The following is a 17,379-nucleotide window of genomic DNA, read 5'->3' as shown; positions in this document are numbered from 1 at the left end:
GCGGCCTGCACGCTGTTAAATGCGCGGACCGCTGGCGAACTGCTGCGCCGCCCAGTCGATGAACAATCGCACCCGGGGCGACAGCTGTCGGTTGCTGGGATAAAGAAGCGAAACCGGCATGGGCGGCGGCAAGTTGGCCGGCAGCACTTCGACCAGCTCGCCCGCATCCATTGCGGCCTGCGCATGGTAACGCGGCACCTGGATCAGTCCGAGGCCCAGCCTCGCGGCGTCGACATAGCTTTCGGCCGCATTGACGGTAAGCGTTGTCGGCAGGATCATTTCACGCACCTTGCCACCAATCGAGAATTCCAGCGGCAGCACCCTTCCGGTGGCCGTCGAATGAAATCCGACCATGCGATGGCCGGTGCCAAGCGCGTCGAGATCAGCGGGATTGCCGGACCTGGCAAGATAATCCGGTGAGGCAAGGGTAACCTCTGCCAGGCTGGCAAGTCGGCGCACGATCATTTCACTGTCCTGCGGCTGACCAACACGCAGCACACAATCGATCCCCTCGCGCACAAGATCTGCCAGCCGGTCGCCCTCGCTCATGTAAAGCGCGATCCCGGGATAGCGCTCCAGAAACTGCGGCAGGGCGGGCAGAATGAAATGGCGCGCCAATGTGCCATGCACATCCACACGCAGCGGCCCCGCTGGCGTGGCACCGGCAAAAGCCCCTTCGGCATTCTCGACATCGGCAAGGATGGTAATACAGCGCCGGTAATATGCCTCCCCGTCGAGGGTCGGCCGCACACTGCGCGTCGTGCGCTGAAGGAGCCGCGTCCCGAGCCGGTCTTCCATATGCCGGATCACCTGGGTCGCGGTAGAGCGTGGAATGTCGAGATCAAAGGCCGCCTGGGTGAAGCTCCGTCTTTCGACGACCCGCGTGAAGAGCCGCATCGCATCCAGTCGGTCCATGGTCTCTGCTCTGTTTCTCAGGCCGGGAGCTGCGAAACCCGGCCCGCTTTTGTTCGTATCAATGGAATAGTGATGCCAGAACATAAGTAATTATCCGCATCATGGAAAGGCGCATATTCCCTGCAATCCGGCGCATCGGCGCTGAACACAGGAGAAATGAAATGACTGACAGCAATAAGGTCGCCCTTGTCACCGGCGCGTCTCGCGGCATCGGCGCGGCCATCGCCCGTCGCCTTGCCGCCGACGGCTACAGCGTCGTCATCAATTACGCAGGCTCGGTCGGGCCGGCCGAAGAGCTTGCAGCCGCCATCGAAATGGCGGGCGGCAGGGCCCTCACCGCCCAGGCCGATGTCAGTGATGCCCGGGCCGTCACCCGTATGTTCGACACTGTCGAGGCCACCTTCGGGGGTGTTGATGTACTCGTTAATAATGCCGGAATCATGAAGCTGGCCCCGATCGGCCAGAGCGAAGATGCGCTGATCGACAGCCAGATCGACATCAATCTGAAGGGCACGATCCACACCCTGCGCGAGGCGGCGAAACGCCTGCGCGACGGGGGGCGCATCGTCAATTTCTCGACCAGCGTGGTGGGGCTGAAACTCGAAACCTACGGCATTTATGCCGCCACCAAGGCCGCAGTCGACACGCTGACCGGCATTCTGGCCAAGGAATTGCGGGGCCGTTCGATCACCGTCAATGCGGTCGCGCCCGGGCCGACCGCGACCGCACTGTTCCTCGATGGCAAAACGCCCGAGCTTGTCGGGCATCTGGCAAAGATGAACCCGCTCGAACGGCTCGGCAGCCCCGAAGACATCGCGGCGGTGGTTGCCTTCCTCGTCGGCCCGGATGGCGGCTGGGTCAACGGCCAGGTGCTGCGCGCCAATGGCGGCATGATCTGACAGGGCCCATCCCGGACCCTGCCGCGTAGCCGGTCGCTTACGCCCCGAGCGTCAGAAGGCTGCGGCTGCGCGATAGTGCGGCGGCGGAAACGCTTTCGACAAGGGCGGCGGGAAGCCCCCGGGGCAATTGACGCGCCGCCTCGTCCAGGGCCTGGAGAAAGCGGCTGCGGACCTTCTCGATAATGGCGACCGCCCTTGCCCGGGACACCGGTCCCGGGATCTTGTCGAGGCGATAGTGGCGACTGTCACCGGCAGCCCGAAAGCTCTCGCAGGCGTCAGGCAGCAGAACTCGCTTTCGACGCTGTCCTGCAGATCGATCCGACCCGGCAACCGGCCGAACTGCGTTTGAAAGATATGGGGTGTCGGCGTGGTCCCATGCCGCTTTTTCCACTGGTTCTTATGCCGAGCAGGGCGGTTGTTCAGCAAGGCCTGTAACCTCTGTCAGGCCGGATGCCACTTTATCAGAACTGATCCTCAAGTTCCGCTTCTTCGCCCTGCGAGCGGGCCGCAATCTGAATCTCCAGGTCATGGCGACCAGGATCGACCGCAGCTTCGTCGGTTTCGCGGCCGTTGCGATGGTGGAGACCATCGCCTGTCGCAGGCAGGCCCGCACGAGGATTGTCATGAGAGGTTAATTTGCAGAAGCGTAACAAACGTGAAGGAATGCCAGGATGCATATACGTTTAGTATAGGTCACAGGGCATAATGTCCGATACCGCAGGAAGGGGCGCGGCGCTTGTCCCGAAGATGGTTCGGCGGGGTGCAGAAGGCGCGCCCGGCCTGCCAGGCCCGAACATTCACATCTGCCATTAGCTTACCGGCTTTGGTTCACGTCTTCAGGGGCCATCCGGGTTCCGGCGCCGCTTGCATCTCACCACATCAGCGCAACGGGACTGCGGCCACTTTGCTCTTGTAATCTTCCTTTGGGTCGGCGCCGAACAGCGCTCTGAAGCCCGCGACGATCGAGGAGGCGTTCTCCCAGATCTGCGCACCTTCCGGATCCAGACGCAGGAGGCGCAGGTTCGGGTCATCCTTGCCGTCGAACCAGGCTGCAATCATGCTGTTCCAGAGGCGATCAACCACCAGCGGATCAGTGTCGATGGTCACTTTGCCATGAATCGTCGCAAAGAGATCATGGCCTTTTGAGACAAGGGCCGCCACTGCGCGCCCGCCGCCTGAGGTCACGATCTCATTGTCGGTGCTGGTGAAAAACCAGATCGGGCCCCGATCCTCGTTCTCAAGGATTGCGGTCATCGGCCGGGTATGGCCATCATCCTTGCCCGCAAGGCCCAGCATAAGCACACGGTCCGAGCGCAGGGCGGTCCAGAGTCTGGTCTCCAGTTCAGCGGCTGTCGACATAACGTCCTCCTGTTGCTGTCGGGGTCTGAACCGGCGAAGGACGGATCTGTTCCCGCCCCTCCGGCCCTGATATGCAACATTCGCGCGATAAGCAGGTTTATGCCGTCAGAGGCGCGCAGTGGCGCAGATGGCCGGGAATGACACCCAGGGCGCGCGAAACAGTCGACAGGCTGGCCCTGCACCGCGTGTTGAACATGTGCCCAGCCTCGTCGGCAGATACATCGCCAGGCGAAGATCCGCGCCCCCTGTTTGCAACCCGGACGCGATTTGCCCACTATTCCTGATATGGTTGCGAAAAATCGACAGGAAGCGTCACCGGAAGCCCCGCCGGAAGGCCAGGGCATTTCAGAACCGCCGGTCTCAGCATCGCCCCGGACACCTTCTTGGGTGACCGAGAACGGGCCGGCTCTGCCAGATCCCGGCAAGGTTGCGCTCTTCCTGGATCTGGATGGAACCCTGCTCGATCTGGCAGCAACGCCGGATCAGGTGGCGGCAGAACCGGGGCTGGGCGCGTTGCTGCGGCAGCTGGAGCGCCGGACGGAAGGTGCATTGGCTTTGGTGACGGGTCGTCAGGTGGCTTTTGTCGATGCCCTGTTCCCCGCGCATCGTTTCACGGTGGCCGGACTGCATGGGGCCGAGCTGCGCCCCTCCACAGCGATTGGGACAGGGATTGCCGCGATTGCCGCGCCGGCACGGGAAACCCAATCATTTCTGGCGGCCTTCTCAGGGATGCAAAATGCGGCCCGAGACATCGGGTTGCTGACCGAGGATAAGGGCGCGGCCTTCGCCCTGCATTACCGACAGGCCCCTGAACTGCGCGAAGCGGCAGAACGGATCATGGCAGAGGCCGCGCGTATAGCGGGGCCCCTTTACCGGTTGCGGGAGGGGAAATGCGTCATCGAACTCTGCCCCGCCGGTGCCGATAAGGGGGCCGCGCTCCGGAACCTTATGGCATCGCCCCCGTTTAACAGCCGCCGTCCCCTGGCCGCCGGCGATGACCTCACAGACGAGGCCATGTTCGGGGCGGCCAATGCCCTCGGGGGGATCACAATCCGCATCGGAGCACAGGACAGCCCGAGCGCTGCCACCGCACGAATTGCCAGCCCGGCCGCCTTCCGGGCCTGGTTACGTCAGCTCGCCGGACTGACCGGCGCAGGAGACTGAGCTTTATGACAGATCGCAAAACTGCCACCCGCGCCCGCTCTGATGCGGGACTTGATCGCGCCGTGATCGGCAATGCCAGCCTTGCCGCCCTGATCGACCGGGACGGCGGGCTGGACTGGATGTGCGTTCCGCGCATGGATGGCGACCCGGTCTTCTGCGGGCTGCTGGGTGGCGTTGCGGGGGATGCAACAGGCGTGCAGGACGGTGCCTGGCGTATCCGGCTGGACCGCCAGACCGATAGCCGCCAGCGTTATCTGCGCAACACCGCCATCCTCGAAACGATCCTGACCGATGAACACGGCAATGAGGCGCGGATCCTCGATTTTGCGCCGCGTTTCATGCGCAACGGCCGCATGTTTCGCGGTTATTCGGTTCTGCGCATTGTCGAGCCGCTGCGCGGCACGCCCAGGCTGACGGTCTCGCTGCGGCCGCGGTCAGACTATGGCGCGGATACCCCGGTACGCACACGTGGCACCAGCCATATCCGCTATATCCTCGGGCCGGAAGTGCTGCGCCTGACCACCGATGCGCCGGTCGATTACATCCTGGCGGAGACCCCTTTCCTGCTGGAACATCCGCAGGCTTTTATCCTCGGGCCGGATGAGAGCCTGACGGATCATCCGATGGTCGTGGCGCGCCATTTCCTGCAAGAGACCACGGATTACTGGCGGAACTGGGTCCGCAGCCTGGCGCTGCCCGCCGATTTCCAGGATGTGGTGATCCGCGCGGCAATCACGCTGAAGCTTTGCTCGAATGAGGAAACCGGCGCGATCGTCGCAGCCCTGACCACCTCGATCCCGGAATATGGCGCCAGCGGACGGACCTGGGATTACCGCTTCTGCTGGCTCCGCGACAGCTATTTCACTGTCCAGGCGCTGAACAGTCTCAACGCCACCAGGACAATGGAAAACTACCTCAGCTATGTGTCAAACCTCGCGGCGGGGTCTGACAGCGGCTATATGCAGCCGCTGTTCGGCCTCGGGCTGGAGCGGGTGGTGGACGAGCATATCGTCGCAGCCCTGCCGGGCTATCGCGGTTTCGGCCCGGTCCGGCGTGGCAATGCGGCTTTCGCCCAGGTGCAGAATGACGGCTACGGTTCCGTCATCCTGGCGGCAATCCAGTGTTTCTTTGACGAACGCCTGCCCGATATGGGCGATGAGGCCCTGTTCCGCCGGCTGGAAAAGCTGGGGGCCGAGGCCGAGGCCTGCTGGGATCAGCCCGATGCGGGGCTGTGGGAGTTCCGCACCCGCGAAGAGGTCCATACCCATTCCGCGCTGATGTGCTGGGCGGCCTGCGACCGTCTGGCGCGGATCGCCGGTAAGCTGGGCCTCGCGCCCGAGGCTGCGCGCTGGTCCGCCAGCGCGTCGCAGATCAGGGAGGCGATCTTCCGCCTCGGCTGGAACGCTGATCGCGGCTGCTTCGTGGCCGCGTTCGGCGGAGATGAGGTGGATGCGAGCCTGCTTCTGATGGCGCAGACCGGCTTTATCGCCGCCGATGACCCGCGCTTTCTGGCCACTGTTGCCGCCTGCGAGGCGGATCTGCGGTTCGGAAACCACCTTTACCGTTACCGCCGCCCCGATGATTTCGGCGCGCCCGAGACCGCCTTTACCGCCTGCACCTTCTGGCTGATCGACGCGCTGGTGCGCACCGGGCGCAAAGACGAGGCGCGCGAGATCTTTGCCGATGTGCTGGCGCGGCGGAACCATCTCGGCCTTCTGTCAGAGGGCGTCCATGTCGAAAGCGGCGAGCTTTGGGGCAATTTCCCGCAGACCTATTCCATGGTCGGGCTGATCAATGCCGCGATGGCGCTGTCGCGCCCCTGGGAGGATGTGCTGTGAGCCGCCTGATCGTCGTCTCGAACCGGGTGCCCGCGCCCGACCGCCCGCCACAGGGCGGGCTTGCGGTGGCCGTCCGGGCCGCACTGCAGGAACGCGGAGGGGTCTGGATGGGCTGGTCGGGGCAATCCTCCGGCGAGGAGGATCCCGGAGCGCTGAAGCTTTTTGAGGAAGGCCAGATCACCTATGCGCTGAGCGATTTGTCAGAGCGCGATCTGTCGGAATACTACAACGGTCTCGCGAACAGCGTGCTCTGGCCTTTGTGCCATTACCGGATCGACCTTACGGATTACAGCCGTCGCGACGCCGAGGGGTATTTTCGCGTCAACCGGCACTTTGCCGGGCGCCTCGCGCCTCTGATCCGCAAAGGCGATCTGATCTGGATCCATGATTACCACCTGATCCCGCTTGCGGCCGAGCTGCGAAAGCTGGGCATCACGAACCGGATCGGGTTTTTCATGCATATCCCCTGGCCCGCGCCGGATGTTTTCCTCACGCTCCCGGTGGGCGAGACATTGCTGCGGGCGATGACCTCCTATGATCTCCTGGGCTTTCAGACCGCACCGGATGCCGGGAATTTCAGCCTTTGCCTCAGTCGCAGCGGAGTGGCAAAGCCGGTGCCGGGAGAGGATGGCACCCATCTTGCCGAGGGCCGCCGGTTCAGGGTCGGTGCCTTCCCGATCAGCATCGATGCGGCAGCCTTTGGCCGCACCGCCGCGAATGCCGTGCGCAATGTCGCGATGCGCAAATTCCGCGCCTCGCTGGAGGGGCGGATGCTGATCATGGGGGTCGACCGGCTTGATTATACCAAGGGCCTGCCGCAGCGCATGCACGCCTTCGGGCGCTTTCTTGAATCCAGTCCTGAATGGCTGGGCCGGGTGACCTATCTGCAGGTCACACCCCAGACGCGCGAAGGCGTCGCGCAATATGACACATTGCGCCAGGAAGTGGCCGGGCTGGCCGGGCAGATCAATGGCATGCACAGCCGGCTTGACTGGATGCCGGTGCGCTATGTGAACCGCGCCTTCGGCCAGCAGACGCTGGCGGGGCTTTACCGGATCGCCAGGATCGGGCTGGTCACGCCACTGCGCGACGGCATGAATCTGGTGGCCAAGGAATATGTCGCGGCCCAGGATCCCGAGGATCCGGGCACCCTCATCCTGTCCCGCTTCGCCGGGGCCGCAGCCGAATTGCGGGACGGCGCGCTGCTGGTGAACCCTTATGACGAAGAAACCATTACGCGCGCCATTGCGCAGGCGGTTACGATGACCCGCGACGAGCGCAAGGCGCGCTACGCCGCCATGACGGCGGTTCTGGCAGAGCATGATGTCTTTGCCTGGTGCCGGAACTATATGGCACAGCTCGGGGATGCCCGCCCGGCCCTTGCCTCTGGCACCGAAGCCGGCCGCCGCGCGCCGGGTCAGACTGTTGTCTGACCCGGATGCCAGTTACCGACAGGCCCGTCACAGCCGCGCTAGGGGAGCAGACCCTTATGTCGCGCGGCGGATAAAACCTGCGACAGGCCAGGTCCAGCCGATCTCGCGTGACCGGTTCGGGCGCAGCCAGATCCAGTTCAGAAGGCCTGCCGGAACGCCAAGCAGCAGCCCGGCCAGGGCCGCGATGACAAAGGTCGCCGCATCATAATAACCAAGTGCGAGGCCCGCGATCACCACCGCTCCGGCGATGCAGGCCGCCCAGAGATGGACGAGCAGAAGGCGCAGCCAGGGAAACATCCTCTTCTCCTTTCATATCAGGTTCAGGGCACCCCACAAAGGATGCCGGTTTCACCCGCCGCTCTGCCGGCGCAGTTCGCGCAGCTGGTCGGCGGTGATATAGCCGCTGGCCCGCAGCCCTTCGTCGCGCTGCCAGGTCGCGATGGCATTGCGGCTGTTCTGACCCAGAACACCATCGGTGCCCCGCGTGTTATAACCAAGCGCCGTCAGGCGGCGCTGAAGGTCGCGGCGTTCCGGGACCGTCAGCCCGAGGAGGCGCTCCTCGGCCCGGTCATCCATGGCGACAGTGTTTTCCGGCGGCGATACCGTTCCGGCCTGTTCGCGAAGCTGGCGGACCTGGCGGTCGGTCACATAACCGCTGGCGGCCACGCCGTTTGCCGTCTGCCAGCGCCGTATGGCGTCGCGGGTCTTGCTCCCCCAGAGACCATCCGCCACCCCGGCGTCATAGCCAAGCGAGGTCAGCTGGCTCTGGATCTGGCGCCGCTGATCGCGGCTCAGCGCGAGCGCTGCTTCTGCATTGCTGGCACTGTCGGAAGGCGCAGGTGCGGGCAGGGGCTTCGGGTCAACAGGGCGGACCACGCCGCCAAGCCGCGCGATTTCGCGTTCCGCTTCGGCACGGGAAAGGCCATTCGGGAAGCGTTGCAGATAGGCACGCCAGCCGTTCAGCGTTCCGGCCTGCCGCGCCTCGGCGCCGGCCTGGCGGTCAAGCTCCTGCACCAGCAGGCCCTGTGCAACGCCCGAAATGATACCTTCGAGATCCCCCTGCGCCTGTGCCGGAGACTGCGCCCCGAGACAGACGAAAATCGCAAGAGCAGAGACTGACTTCCTCATAATGTTCCTCCTTTGGTCAGGCGCTGTGCGCCCTGTCATGGCACAAGAGCGCCTCAGCACGCGAAAGGCCCTGATGCGGCGGTGGCGGACCGGGCCTGCAAGGCGCCTGCCCCGCTGTCCTGAGAGGAGGCGACCGGTCCCTCGGGCCGATCTGGCGCCGGAATCGGATCTCCGACATCGGGGAGTTGCGGGATATCCGGGCCGCGGCGGCCCGGTCTCGGGTCCTGCACCGGCGTATCGGCCGGATCCTGCGGTACATCCGGGCCTGCGGGCGGGGCCGGTGTGACCGGCAGATCGGGATCTTCGCCTCCATGTGGCATCGTAAATCCTCCGTCTGATGTGAGGCCGGAATGGTGTCCGGCACAGGAAGCAAACCCGCTGCCGCAGGCTCTGTTCCGTCTCGATCTGTCATGCAGCGCTTTTTCGCCTCCCGGGTGCGGCGGAGCTTAAAAAGTGGGGCAGTACCGCGCGGGGCGGGATCACTTCGGAACAAATCGCAGTCCAAAAGGTTTCTTCCCCTCATGCGCCGCCTTTGTCGCCTGGACAGGCAAGGGCGGGCCGCCAGCAGACCACCTGTCCGGAAGGGGGAGAATGACATGCCCGTAATGACCCGGCTTTACCAGGATCACGCCGCCGCAATGCGCGCCGTTGAGCAGATCGAGGCGCTGGCTTTGCCCTCGGTCGAGCCGTCGATCCTTGGCGGGGATGCCCTCAGAGAGTATCGCGATATGCGGATCGAACGAGATCCGGTCACGGGCGAAAAGACCCGGATCCCCGAACCCGCCCCTGCAACAGCGGCGGGTGGGGCGCTCGGCGCGGCGGTGGGTGGCAGTGCGGGCCTTCTCGCAGGGCTTGGGTTTATCGCCATCCCCGGCCTTGGCCCGGTCGCCGCCGGCGGGTGGCTGGTCACTGCACTGACGGGCGCGGCGGGTGGCGCGCTGGCCGGGGCCTCTTTCGGGGCGCTGGTCGATCTTGGCATCCAGGAAGAGGATGCGGATCTCTACACCGAGACGTTCCGGCGAGGCGGCGTCGCTGTCGCCGTGCGCTTCCCGGAGGCTTGCCGGGGCGAGGTAGAAGCGGCGCTGGCGCAGACCGATGCCCATTCGCTGCCCGATTTACGCCGCGCGCATCAGACCGGAACCCCGCATCACTGACCGTTCCGGGCGCGAGGGGAAAACCATCTGCCGGATTGCGAATTACATTGCCGCGCCGCCACAGAGATATTTCAGGAGAACGCTTTCATGGACAGAACAGGACTGCCAGACCCGGTTCCCTGGTGCGGCCCTGCGCCAGACCCGGCCGCGCTGCTGAGCAGCTGGAATTTTCACCCGGGTCTTCTGACGGCATTGCTGGCGGCCCTGATCTTCGGCCTTTTCCGCGCTCAGGGCCGGGGCGTCTTTCTGATGGCATGGGGCGCTCTTGTCATTGCGTTCGTCTCGCCGCTTTGCGCCATGACCACTGCCCTTTTCAGCGCCAGATCCCTCCATCATCTGTTACTCGTGAGCCTTGCCGCGCCGATGCTCGCGCTTTGCCTGCCCCTGCGCTGGCTGCGCGCGCCGGTCGCGTTTTTCCTGACCGGTGGCGCATTGGTTCTCTGGCATATTCCTGCGGTCTACAGCGCGGCTTGGGACAGCGCCGGGATATACTGGCTGCTTCAATTCGCCCTGTTGCTGCCCGCCTGGGCCTTCTGGTCCTCTGCCTTTTTTCCGGCGGATCGCGACGCGGGCGCGGTTCTGGTCAATGCGGCGCTGACCGGCGCGCTTGCGGGGGTAATGGGGCTGATCGGGGCGGTGCTGACCTTCTCGAACCGGCTGCTTTATACGGAACATATGGCGGCACCACTTGCCTGGGGGATCGAGCCGCTTGCCGATCAGCAAACTGCCGGGCTGATCATGTGGGTGCCGGGGCTGCTGCCGCTGGCACTGGTCGCCGCCGTCATGTTCAGACGCGCCTGGCGCGTGGGGCAGGCCGCATGATTGCCGCGCTGAAATTCCTGCATGTCGCAGGACTCACCTGCTGGTGCGCGAGCCTGATCGCGCTGCCGCTGCTGATGAAAACCCATGGCCGCGCCCGGAACCAGCGCCAATATGCGCATTTCCGGCTTGTCACCCATATCGGCTATATCGCCTTCGCAACGCCTGCCGCTCTGGTGACCATCATTGCAGGCACCGCGCTGATCTTTGCCGCGCAGGTTTTCGCGCCATGGCTGCTGGTGAAACTGGCTTTCGTGGCCGCAATGGTGCTGGTGCATGTCTGGTTCGGCCACCTCATCCAGCGCTCGGGCGAAGAGAAGCGCAGCCACTGGCAGGCCGCGCCGCTCGCAGGGCTGCTGCTGGTTCTGCCGCTGATCGCGATTGTGCTGGCGCTGGTTCTCGGCAAGCCAGACCTCACGCCGCTCAGAGGGTTGATCCCGGATCAGTTCCTCGCACCACGCGGAGGAGGGGGCGCATCATGATCGCTCTGCGTTCCCAGCCCATAGTCGAACACGAGCTTGCCGCCATGCCAGCCGGTCATCGCAGTCATCCCGGTCGCAAGCAGCGATGCAAGAAAACCCCAGGGCAGCAACGCGCCCACGGGGTCTGCAAGCCGCATCCCCCAATTCGCGCCGAGCACCGACAGGAGCATCACCGCGAGGATGAAATGTGTCCAGCTGGCGGCGCGGATACGGATACCCGGCACCAGCAGCAATTCGGCAGTGCCCGCCAGTCCGGCAAGGATACCCATCCCGAAACCAACCCCTGCCGCCCAGAGCGCCGCGCGCGGCCAGAAGAGATCCCCCGTCCACCAGTAAAGCGCATCTGCGCCCAGCGTGCTGACGCAAAGCGCGATGGGGAAGGCCACCAGCATGGCATGGATCGGATGGCCCGCGACGGCGATCTTCGACTCGGTGCGGTGAAAGCTCCGATGTTCATGGATCGGGTCGCGGAGCCTGCGGCGGGGTCGTCTGGCCTGGGTCATCTGCGTCTGTCCTCCTCTGCGGCTGTTGGAAAACCAGCGGCGGCGCTGATGGTTCCGGCGCTGGCCGGATGTGGCGGGCCGCTCTCGACCCTTTCCCCCCAGGGGCCTGCGGCCGCTGATATCGCGGCCCTCTGGTGGGCGATGCTCACGGGCGCCACGCTGATCACGCTTCTGGTGCTGGTGCTGGTCTGGCGCGGCTTTGCGCGCCAGGGCATCCGCCCGCCCGCAGAAAGCTTCTGGATCAGGGGGATGGGGCTTGGCTTCAGCTTTGCCGTTCTGATCGCGGTGGTCAGCGCAGGCATCTGGGTGGGCGAGCGGATCCAGGCCCGCCCCAGTGCGGATGTTGTCCGTGTCGAAGCCATAGCGCGACAATGGAGCTGGCGCTTTAACCAGCCCGGCCCGGATGGGGCGATGATCGGGACCGAGGGTCGCCTTTACATCCCCGCCGGAACGCCGATTGATGTCGTGATCCGCTCGGACGACGTGATCCACGCCTTCTGGGTGCCCCAGCTGGCGGGCAAGATGGACGCCCTGCCCGGCCGCGACAATCTTCTGCGGATCGAGGCCTCAGCCCCCGGCCTCTACCACGGAACCTCCGCCGAATTCTCGGGCATCGGCTATGCCGGGATGCGGTTTGAAGTGCTGGCCTATGATCCGGCCAGCCCGCCCGATTTCAGTGATCTTTCAGGCACTACCGGCCCGGTGGATCAGGCAGAGCCTGCCGCCCACCAGGAGAGCACCCCATGACCGAACTCCCCCCGGGCCTTGCCGCCAACCCGCCGCAGCGCGCCTTGCACCTGCACCGCCAGCTTGACCACATCTGGGGTCGCCCGGCAGGTCTGCGCGGCGTCCTGACCTCGGTCAACCACAGCGAGCTGGGGCTGCGGTTCATGCTGGCCTCTTTCGTGTTTTTTGCCATTGCAGGCTGTCTCGCCATGCTGATCCGGGCGCAGCTGGCAACGCCCGGCGGCGCGTTTCTCGACACAGCGCTTTATAACCAGTTCTTCACCATGCATGGCAGCCTGATGATGTTCCTCTTTGCCATTCCGATGCTGGAAGGGCTGGGGATGTATCTGCTGCCCAAAATGCTCGGGTCACGCGACCTAGCTTTCCCGCGCCTCTCGGCGCTTGGCTGGTGGTGCTATCTCTTCGGCGGGCTTATCATTCTTTCCGCGCTGGTCGCGGGTGTCGCGCCGGATGGCGGCTGGTTCATGTATACGCCTTTGTCGTCAAAGACCTACAGCCCGGGGATCAATGCCGATGTCTGGCTGCTGGGGGTGACCTTTGTCGAAATCTCGGCGCTGGCCGCAGCGGTTGAGATCACGGTCACTATCCTCAGAATGCGCGCGCCGGGGATGAAGCTCACGGAAATGCCGCTCTTCGCCTGGTATATGCTGGGGACCAGCGCAATGATGCTGGTGGGCTTTCCGCCGCTGATCCTCGGCTCGGTGCTGCTTGAGATTGAGCGCGCCTTTGACTGGCCGTTCTTCGATGTGACGCGCGGCGGTGACCCTTTGCTCTGGCAGCACCTCTTCTGGCTTTTCGGGCATCCGGAGGTCTATATCATCTTCCTCCCCGCCGCCGGCGCAATCTCGACCATCCTGCCGGTGATGTGCCGCACCAGGATCATGGGATACGGCGCCATCGTTGCTGCCGTGCTGGGGCTGGTCTTCCTCTCCTTTGGCCTCTGGGTGCATCACATGTTCACCGTGGGCATTCCGCATATGGCGCTGGCGTTCTTCTCGGCGGCCTCGGCGCTGGTGGCGGTGCCGACCGCAGTGCAGATCTTCGCCTGGATCGGCACGATGTGGCAGGGAAGACCGCAGATGCGGCTGCCGATGCTGCATCTGATGGGGTTTTTCTCGACCTTTGTGATGGGCGGGCTGACCGGCGTGATGCTGGCGATCGTGCCCTTCAACTGGCAGGCGCATGACACGGCTTTCGTCACCGCCCATCTGCATTATGTGCTGATCGGCGGGTTCGTTTTCCCGATGATGGCGGCGGCGGTCTACTGGATGCCACTTTTCACCGGGCGCGCGGCGGTGCGTGGTCTGGGGCCTGCGGCTTTCTGGCTGATCCTGATCGGCTTTCACGGCACGTTCTTCATCATGCATCTGACAGGTCTGCTGGGAATGCCGCGCCGGATCGATGTCTATCCCGACAACCCGGAATGGATCTGGCCCAATCTCGTCAGTTCCTTCTTCGGCTTTGTGATGGCGGCGGGCTTTGCGCTTTTCGCGCTGGATCTGGTGTTGCAGACGCTGTTCGGCACGAAGGCACGGCGCGATCCCTGGACGGCCGGAACACTTGAATGGGCGATGCCGATGCCCGCCCTCAGCTACAACATCGCCTCGCTGCCGCTGCCCGGCCAGAGCGCTTTGCAGCTGGCGCGCGGCGAAGGGCTGCTGCCCGGAGCACCCCGCGCGCGGCGCGAGACGCTGGTCGTCGATGCGATCAGCGGCGCGCCGCGTCATATCGCTGTACTGCCGGGGAATTCCGCGCTGCCGATTTTGACCGCAGCCGTGATCGGTGGTTTTGTCCTGACGATGCTGTTCGGGCTCTATCTTTTGGCGCCTCTTGGTCTTGTGGCCATCGCGGCAATCATCTGGCAGTGGCACCGTTTCATGGGCAGCCCCCGGAATGAGGCGCTGATCAGTCTCGCGCCGGGGCTGAGTCTCCCCGTCAACGCCATGATCCCCGACGGGCTGGCGCGGACCGGGCTCACCTGTCTCCTGATCGCGAATGGCACTTTCTTTACCTGCTTTCTCTTCGCCGTCGGGTTCCTCTCGGTCATTGCCCCTGGCTGGCCCGCACCGCCCTCTGGCATCGTGACCCCTCTCACTGCAGCGCTGACTGCCGTGCTGATCCTGATCCTGATTGCGGCCTCCGGGCTGGCGCGTTTCCGCCTTGCAGCCGGGGCGCCTATCGCCTTGCCGCTTTTGCTGCTGGGGCTTGGGGTAACCGGCGGTCTGGCATTGCAGCTTGATGATCCGACGCGTCACGCCCGCGATGCACTGCGCGCGGCCGGGCTTGGCTATGTCGCGCTGCATTGCGCGGTTTCCGCGCTTTTTGCCGGGTTGTGTCTCACACAACGCCGGGATGGCAGGATCGCGCCGGCCCGCCTTTCGGCCTGGCCGATCTGGCGCGCCTGGCAGGATTTCACGCTTGCGACCACGCTGATCCTCATGCTTCTGATCACCGGGCAGGAGATAGTCGTATGAGCTGGCCCCTGCGCGCCCTGTTTGGCCCGACCCTTTGGGCCATAGCCTTTTGCGCAATCTACGCAGCGCATGGGGTCGGCTGCGCGCGTGGCTGGCCCGGGCGCCCTGCCCCTGTCGGCGATCTGCATCATTTCACGCTGATATCGCTTTGGCTGATATGCGTCGCGGCGGCGGGTGTGATCCTCTGGTGCTCCCCGCGCGGCAGCGACATTCCCGACCGCCTGATCCGCGCCGGCGGCTGGATCGGTCTGATGGCAACATTACTCACCCTCTTCCCGGTCCTCGGACTGACGACCTGCGGCACCGGGCCATAACGCGGCCAGACACCACCGGCCCCTGCCCTCAAAAGGAGATCACCCCGCCCATGACAAGCCAGCAACCGCCTCACCTCGTCGTCATCGGCGCCGGTTTTGCCGGGCTGCAAACCGTGCAGGCACTGAAAGGCGCCGGCCTGCGCATCACCCTGATCGACCAGCGCAACCACCACCTTTTTCAGCCGCTGCTCTATCAGGTGGCGACCACCATCCTTGCCCCATCCGAAATCGCCTGGCCGATCCGAAGCCTGATGGAGCACCGGCCGGATGTGACAACCCTGATGGCACGGGTGCGCGGCATCGATCCCGACCGGCGCCAGGTGATCACCGATGACGGGGCGCAGATCAGCTATGACATGCTGGTCATCGCCACCGGGGCGACGCATGCCTATTTCGGCCATCCCGAATGGGAGCCGAATGCGCCCGGGCTGAAGACGATCGAAGATGCGACCCGGATCCGCAACCGCATCCTCCTGGCCTTTGAACGGGCCGAGACCGAACCCGATCCCGCGCAGCGCGAGGCGCTGCTGACCTTTGGCGTCATCGGTGGTGGCCCGACCGGGGTCGAATTGGCGGGAATGCTGGCCGACCTCGCCCGCAACATGATCCGGGGTGAGTTTCGCAATATTGACACCAGCCAGACGCGCGTCCTGCTGATCGAGGCGAGCAAGCGCATTCTCCCCTCCTTTCCCGAGGATCTCTCTGCCTATGCCGCCCGGGCGCTGGAGCGGCGGGGGGTAGACCTGCGCTTTGGCACCCCGGTCACAGATTGCACCGAAGACGGCGTTCAGATCGGGGATGAATTCCTGCCCTGCCGCACCCTGATCTGGGCGGCGGGTGTTGCCGCATCGCCTGCGGCAGACTGGCTGGGGGTGGAGGGGGATAAAGCGGGGCGCGTGCGGGTGCAGTCGGATCTGACAGTCGCGGGCCGCCCCGAGATCTTTGTGATCGGTGACACCGCAGCGGTGGTGCAGGAAAATGGCGATCCGGTGCCGGGCATCGCGCCCGCGGCAAAGCAGCAGGGCAGCCATGTCGCCGGCATCATCCGGGCAAGGCTGAAGGGCGAGGTAAATCCCGCACCATTCCACTATCGCCACCAGGGAGATCTCGCGACCATCGGGAAACGCGCCGCTGTCGTGAAGATCGGGCGGCTGAGCCTTAAGGGGGCCTTGGCGTGGTGGATCTGGGGGATCGCCCATATCTTCTTTCTGATCGGCACCCGCAGCCGGGCATCTGTGGCCTGGAACTGGCTCTGGACCTATCTGCGCGGCCAGAACAGCGGCCGCCTGATCGCACATCCGAAACCCGGCGATGAGCCTGCCATCGACTGATAGTTTCGCATCTGATGGGGCCATTCCTGCAAGAAAGCGCGGCTGAAAAGCAGACGGCACAGAGCGCCGCAAAATGCGGCCCGGTCAGAACCGCCGCCGCAGGGCAATATCGGATTGGTTAGACCTGGACACCCGGCACAAACCGCAATGGCAAAAAGACCCGCACCCTTGTCACAAGGGTGCGGGAAACGGCGGGACCGGTTACAGAGGCGGAAAGCGCGACGGATCATGTTCCCGCAGACGCGCCTGGCGCTCGGCCTCGGCCTCATCATAGCGCCAGCCCCCGACCTCGAAACGCGAGCGCAGATCGCCGATGCCGACCTCGGGGACCTTGGCAAGCGCTGCGGTCACTTCTGCGCGGCGCTCTTCGGGGAAGCGGACGGTCAGGGCGACATTGCCGCGCTGCATTGCCTCGTGAAAGACCGGGGCATCGGCCTCACTGATGCCGATATCCGCCAGTGCGCCAATCGTGCCCCCGACGGCCGCGCCACCAGCCGCACCCACGGCTGTCGCCGCAAGCCAGCCCGCGGCAACCAGCGGGCCGATGCCTGGAATGGCGAGCATCCCGAGGCCGGCCAGCAATCCGGCACCTCCACCCGCAACGGCACCAATCCCCGCGCCGGTTGCGGTCCCCGACAAGTCCCTGGGGGCGGCGTCGACCGACCCGTAGTGCTCACGCACCCGATCATTGCCCAGGACCGAGACCTCGACATCGCTCCAGCCAAGCGAGTCAAGGCTCGCCCGGGCACGCTCTGCCGTGTTGATATCTTCATAAACTCTTGTGAGAACAGCCATTTTATAGCTCCTTCTGTCGGATTA

General features: G+C 64.7%; 18 protein-coding genes. 11 read left to right on the top strand and 7 right to left on the bottom strand.

Annotated elements, in window-relative coordinates:
* Window positions 1-15: 15 nt before the first annotated feature.
* Window positions 16-915, bottom strand: coding sequence for a LysR family transcriptional regulator (locus M3484_RS15425; RefSeq protein ID WP_249497558.1), 900 nt, complete (start codon window positions 913-915; stop codon window positions 16-18).
* Window positions 916-1,076: 161 nt separating this feature from the next.
* Between M3484_RS15425 and M3484_RS15420 the strand changes: the two genes are divergently transcribed.
* Entirely contained in the window at window positions 1,077-1,814 is a 738-nt protein-coding gene (locus M3484_RS15420; protein ID WP_249497557.1) for an SDR family oxidoreductase, read from the top strand.
* A gap of 37 nt (window positions 1,815-1,851) precedes the next feature.
* On the opposite strand, the gene M3484_RS15415 is transcribed toward M3484_RS15420, so the two are convergent.
* Window positions 1,852-2,022, bottom strand: coding sequence for a hypothetical protein (locus tag M3484_RS15415; protein ID WP_249497556.1), 171 nt, complete (start codon window positions 2,020-2,022; stop codon window positions 1,852-1,854).
* Between the two features lie 671 nt (window positions 2,023-2,693).
* Window positions 2,694-3,173, bottom strand: coding sequence for a pyridoxamine 5'-phosphate oxidase family protein (locus M3484_RS15410; RefSeq protein WP_249497555.1), 480 nt, complete (start codon window positions 3,171-3,173; stop codon window positions 2,694-2,696).
* A 387-nt stretch (window positions 3,174-3,560) separates the two neighbouring features.
* Between M3484_RS15410 and otsB the strand changes: the two genes are divergently transcribed.
* From otsB to M3484_RS15395, 3 genes are read left to right on the top strand one after another with little or no spacing between them, the layout of a single operon-like run.
* Window positions 3,561-4,337, top strand: coding sequence for a trehalose-phosphatase (gene otsB / locus M3484_RS15405; protein ID WP_249497554.1), 777 nt, complete (start codon window positions 3,561-3,563; stop codon window positions 4,335-4,337).
* A gap of 5 nt (window positions 4,338-4,342) precedes the next feature.
* Window positions 4,343-6,175 carry a glycoside hydrolase family 15 protein gene (locus M3484_RS15400; RefSeq protein WP_249497553.1) on the top strand — a complete coding sequence of 611 codons (1,833 nt, stop codon included), beginning with the start codon at window positions 4,343-4,345 and terminating at the stop codon, window positions 6,173-6,175.
* Entirely contained in the window at window positions 6,172-7,608 is a 1,437-nt protein-coding gene (locus tag M3484_RS15395; RefSeq protein WP_249497552.1) for an alpha,alpha-trehalose-phosphate synthase (UDP-forming), read from the top strand. Before M3484_RS15400 ends, M3484_RS15395 begins: the two co-directional genes overlap by 4 nt.
* A gap of 54 nt (window positions 7,609-7,662) precedes the next feature.
* On the opposite strand, the gene M3484_RS15390 is transcribed toward M3484_RS15395, so the two are convergent.
* A complete protein-coding gene (locus M3484_RS15390; RefSeq protein WP_249497551.1) occupies window positions 7,663-7,905 on the bottom strand; it encodes a hypothetical protein in 243 nt (80 codons plus the stop codon).
* A gap of 51 nt (window positions 7,906-7,956) precedes the next feature.
* The gene (locus tag M3484_RS15385) at window positions 7,957-8,736 is read right to left on the bottom strand and encodes a peptidoglycan-binding domain-containing protein (RefSeq protein WP_249497550.1); all 780 of its coding nucleotides are present in this window, start codon (window positions 8,734-8,736) and stop codon (window positions 7,957-7,959) included.
* 596 nt (window positions 8,737-9,332) lie between these two features.
* Here M3484_RS15385 and M3484_RS15380 point away from each other — a divergent pair.
* The 3 genes from M3484_RS15380 to M3484_RS15370 all read left to right on the top strand — a co-directional run bounded on the left by M3484_RS15380 (window position 9,333) and on the right by M3484_RS15370 (window position 11,191).
* On the top strand, window positions 9,333-9,890 hold the full coding sequence (locus tag M3484_RS15380; RefSeq protein WP_249497549.1) for a hypothetical protein: 558 nt from the start codon (window positions 9,333-9,335) through the stop codon (window positions 9,888-9,890).
* Between the two features lie 87 nt (window positions 9,891-9,977).
* A complete protein-coding gene (locus M3484_RS15375) occupies window positions 9,978-10,712 on the top strand; it encodes a cytochrome c oxidase assembly protein (protein ID WP_249497548.1) in 735 nt (244 codons plus the stop codon).
* Window positions 10,709-11,191 (top strand): CopD family protein, encoded by a 483-nt coding sequence (locus M3484_RS15370; protein ID WP_249497547.1) that lies wholly within the window; start codon window positions 10,709-10,711, stop codon window positions 11,189-11,191. The genes M3484_RS15375 and M3484_RS15370 overlap by 4 nt, the downstream gene beginning before the upstream one ends.
* On the opposite strand, the gene M3484_RS15365 is transcribed toward M3484_RS15370, so the two are convergent.
* On the bottom strand, window positions 11,152-11,694 hold the full coding sequence (locus M3484_RS15365; protein ID WP_249497546.1) for a DUF2231 domain-containing protein: 543 nt from the start codon (window positions 11,692-11,694) through the stop codon (window positions 11,152-11,154). The genes M3484_RS15370 and M3484_RS15365 overlap by 40 nt on opposite strands.
* A gap of 48 nt (window positions 11,695-11,742) precedes the next feature.
* Here M3484_RS15365 and M3484_RS15360 point away from each other — a divergent pair, with 48 nt between their 5' ends.
* Genes M3484_RS15360 through M3484_RS15345 form a run of 4 tightly spaced genes read left to right on the top strand, consistent with a single transcriptional unit; the run spans window position 11,743 to window position 16,560 of the window.
* Entirely contained in the window at window positions 11,743-12,441 is a 699-nt protein-coding gene (locus M3484_RS15360; RefSeq protein WP_249497545.1) for a cytochrome c oxidase subunit II, read from the top strand.
* Window positions 12,438-14,915, top strand: a complete 2,478-nt coding sequence (ctaD, locus tag M3484_RS15355) for a cytochrome c oxidase subunit I (protein WP_249497544.1) — start codon at window positions 12,438-12,440, stop codon at window positions 14,913-14,915. Before M3484_RS15360 ends, ctaD begins: the two co-directional genes overlap by 4 nt.
* A complete protein-coding gene (locus M3484_RS15350) occupies window positions 14,912-15,229 on the top strand; it encodes a hypothetical protein (protein WP_249497543.1) in 318 nt (105 codons plus the stop codon). Before ctaD ends, M3484_RS15350 begins: the two co-directional genes overlap by 4 nt.
* 50 nt (window positions 15,230-15,279) lie before the next feature.
* The gene (locus tag M3484_RS15345; RefSeq protein ID WP_249497542.1) at window positions 15,280-16,560 is read left to right on the top strand and encodes an NAD(P)/FAD-dependent oxidoreductase; all 1,281 of its coding nucleotides are present in this window, start codon (window positions 15,280-15,282) and stop codon (window positions 16,558-16,560) included.
* 201 nt (window positions 16,561-16,761) lie between these two features.
* Here M3484_RS15345 and M3484_RS15340 read toward each other — a convergent pair whose 3' ends face one another.
* Window positions 16,762-17,355: a hypothetical protein gene (locus tag M3484_RS15340; RefSeq protein WP_249497541.1), complete on the bottom strand. Its 594-nt coding sequence runs from the start codon at window positions 17,353-17,355 to the stop codon at window positions 16,762-16,764.
* Between the last annotated feature and the right edge of the window lie 24 nt (window positions 17,356-17,379).

It is taken from the genome of Pseudomonas sp. GX19020, assembly GCF_023371075.1.
Lineage (GTDB): Bacteria > Pseudomonadota > Alphaproteobacteria > Rhodobacterales > Rhodobacteraceae > Pseudogemmobacter.
Note: the sequence above shows the minus strand (reverse complement) of the source record. Positions and strands in the feature narration are given on the sequence as shown.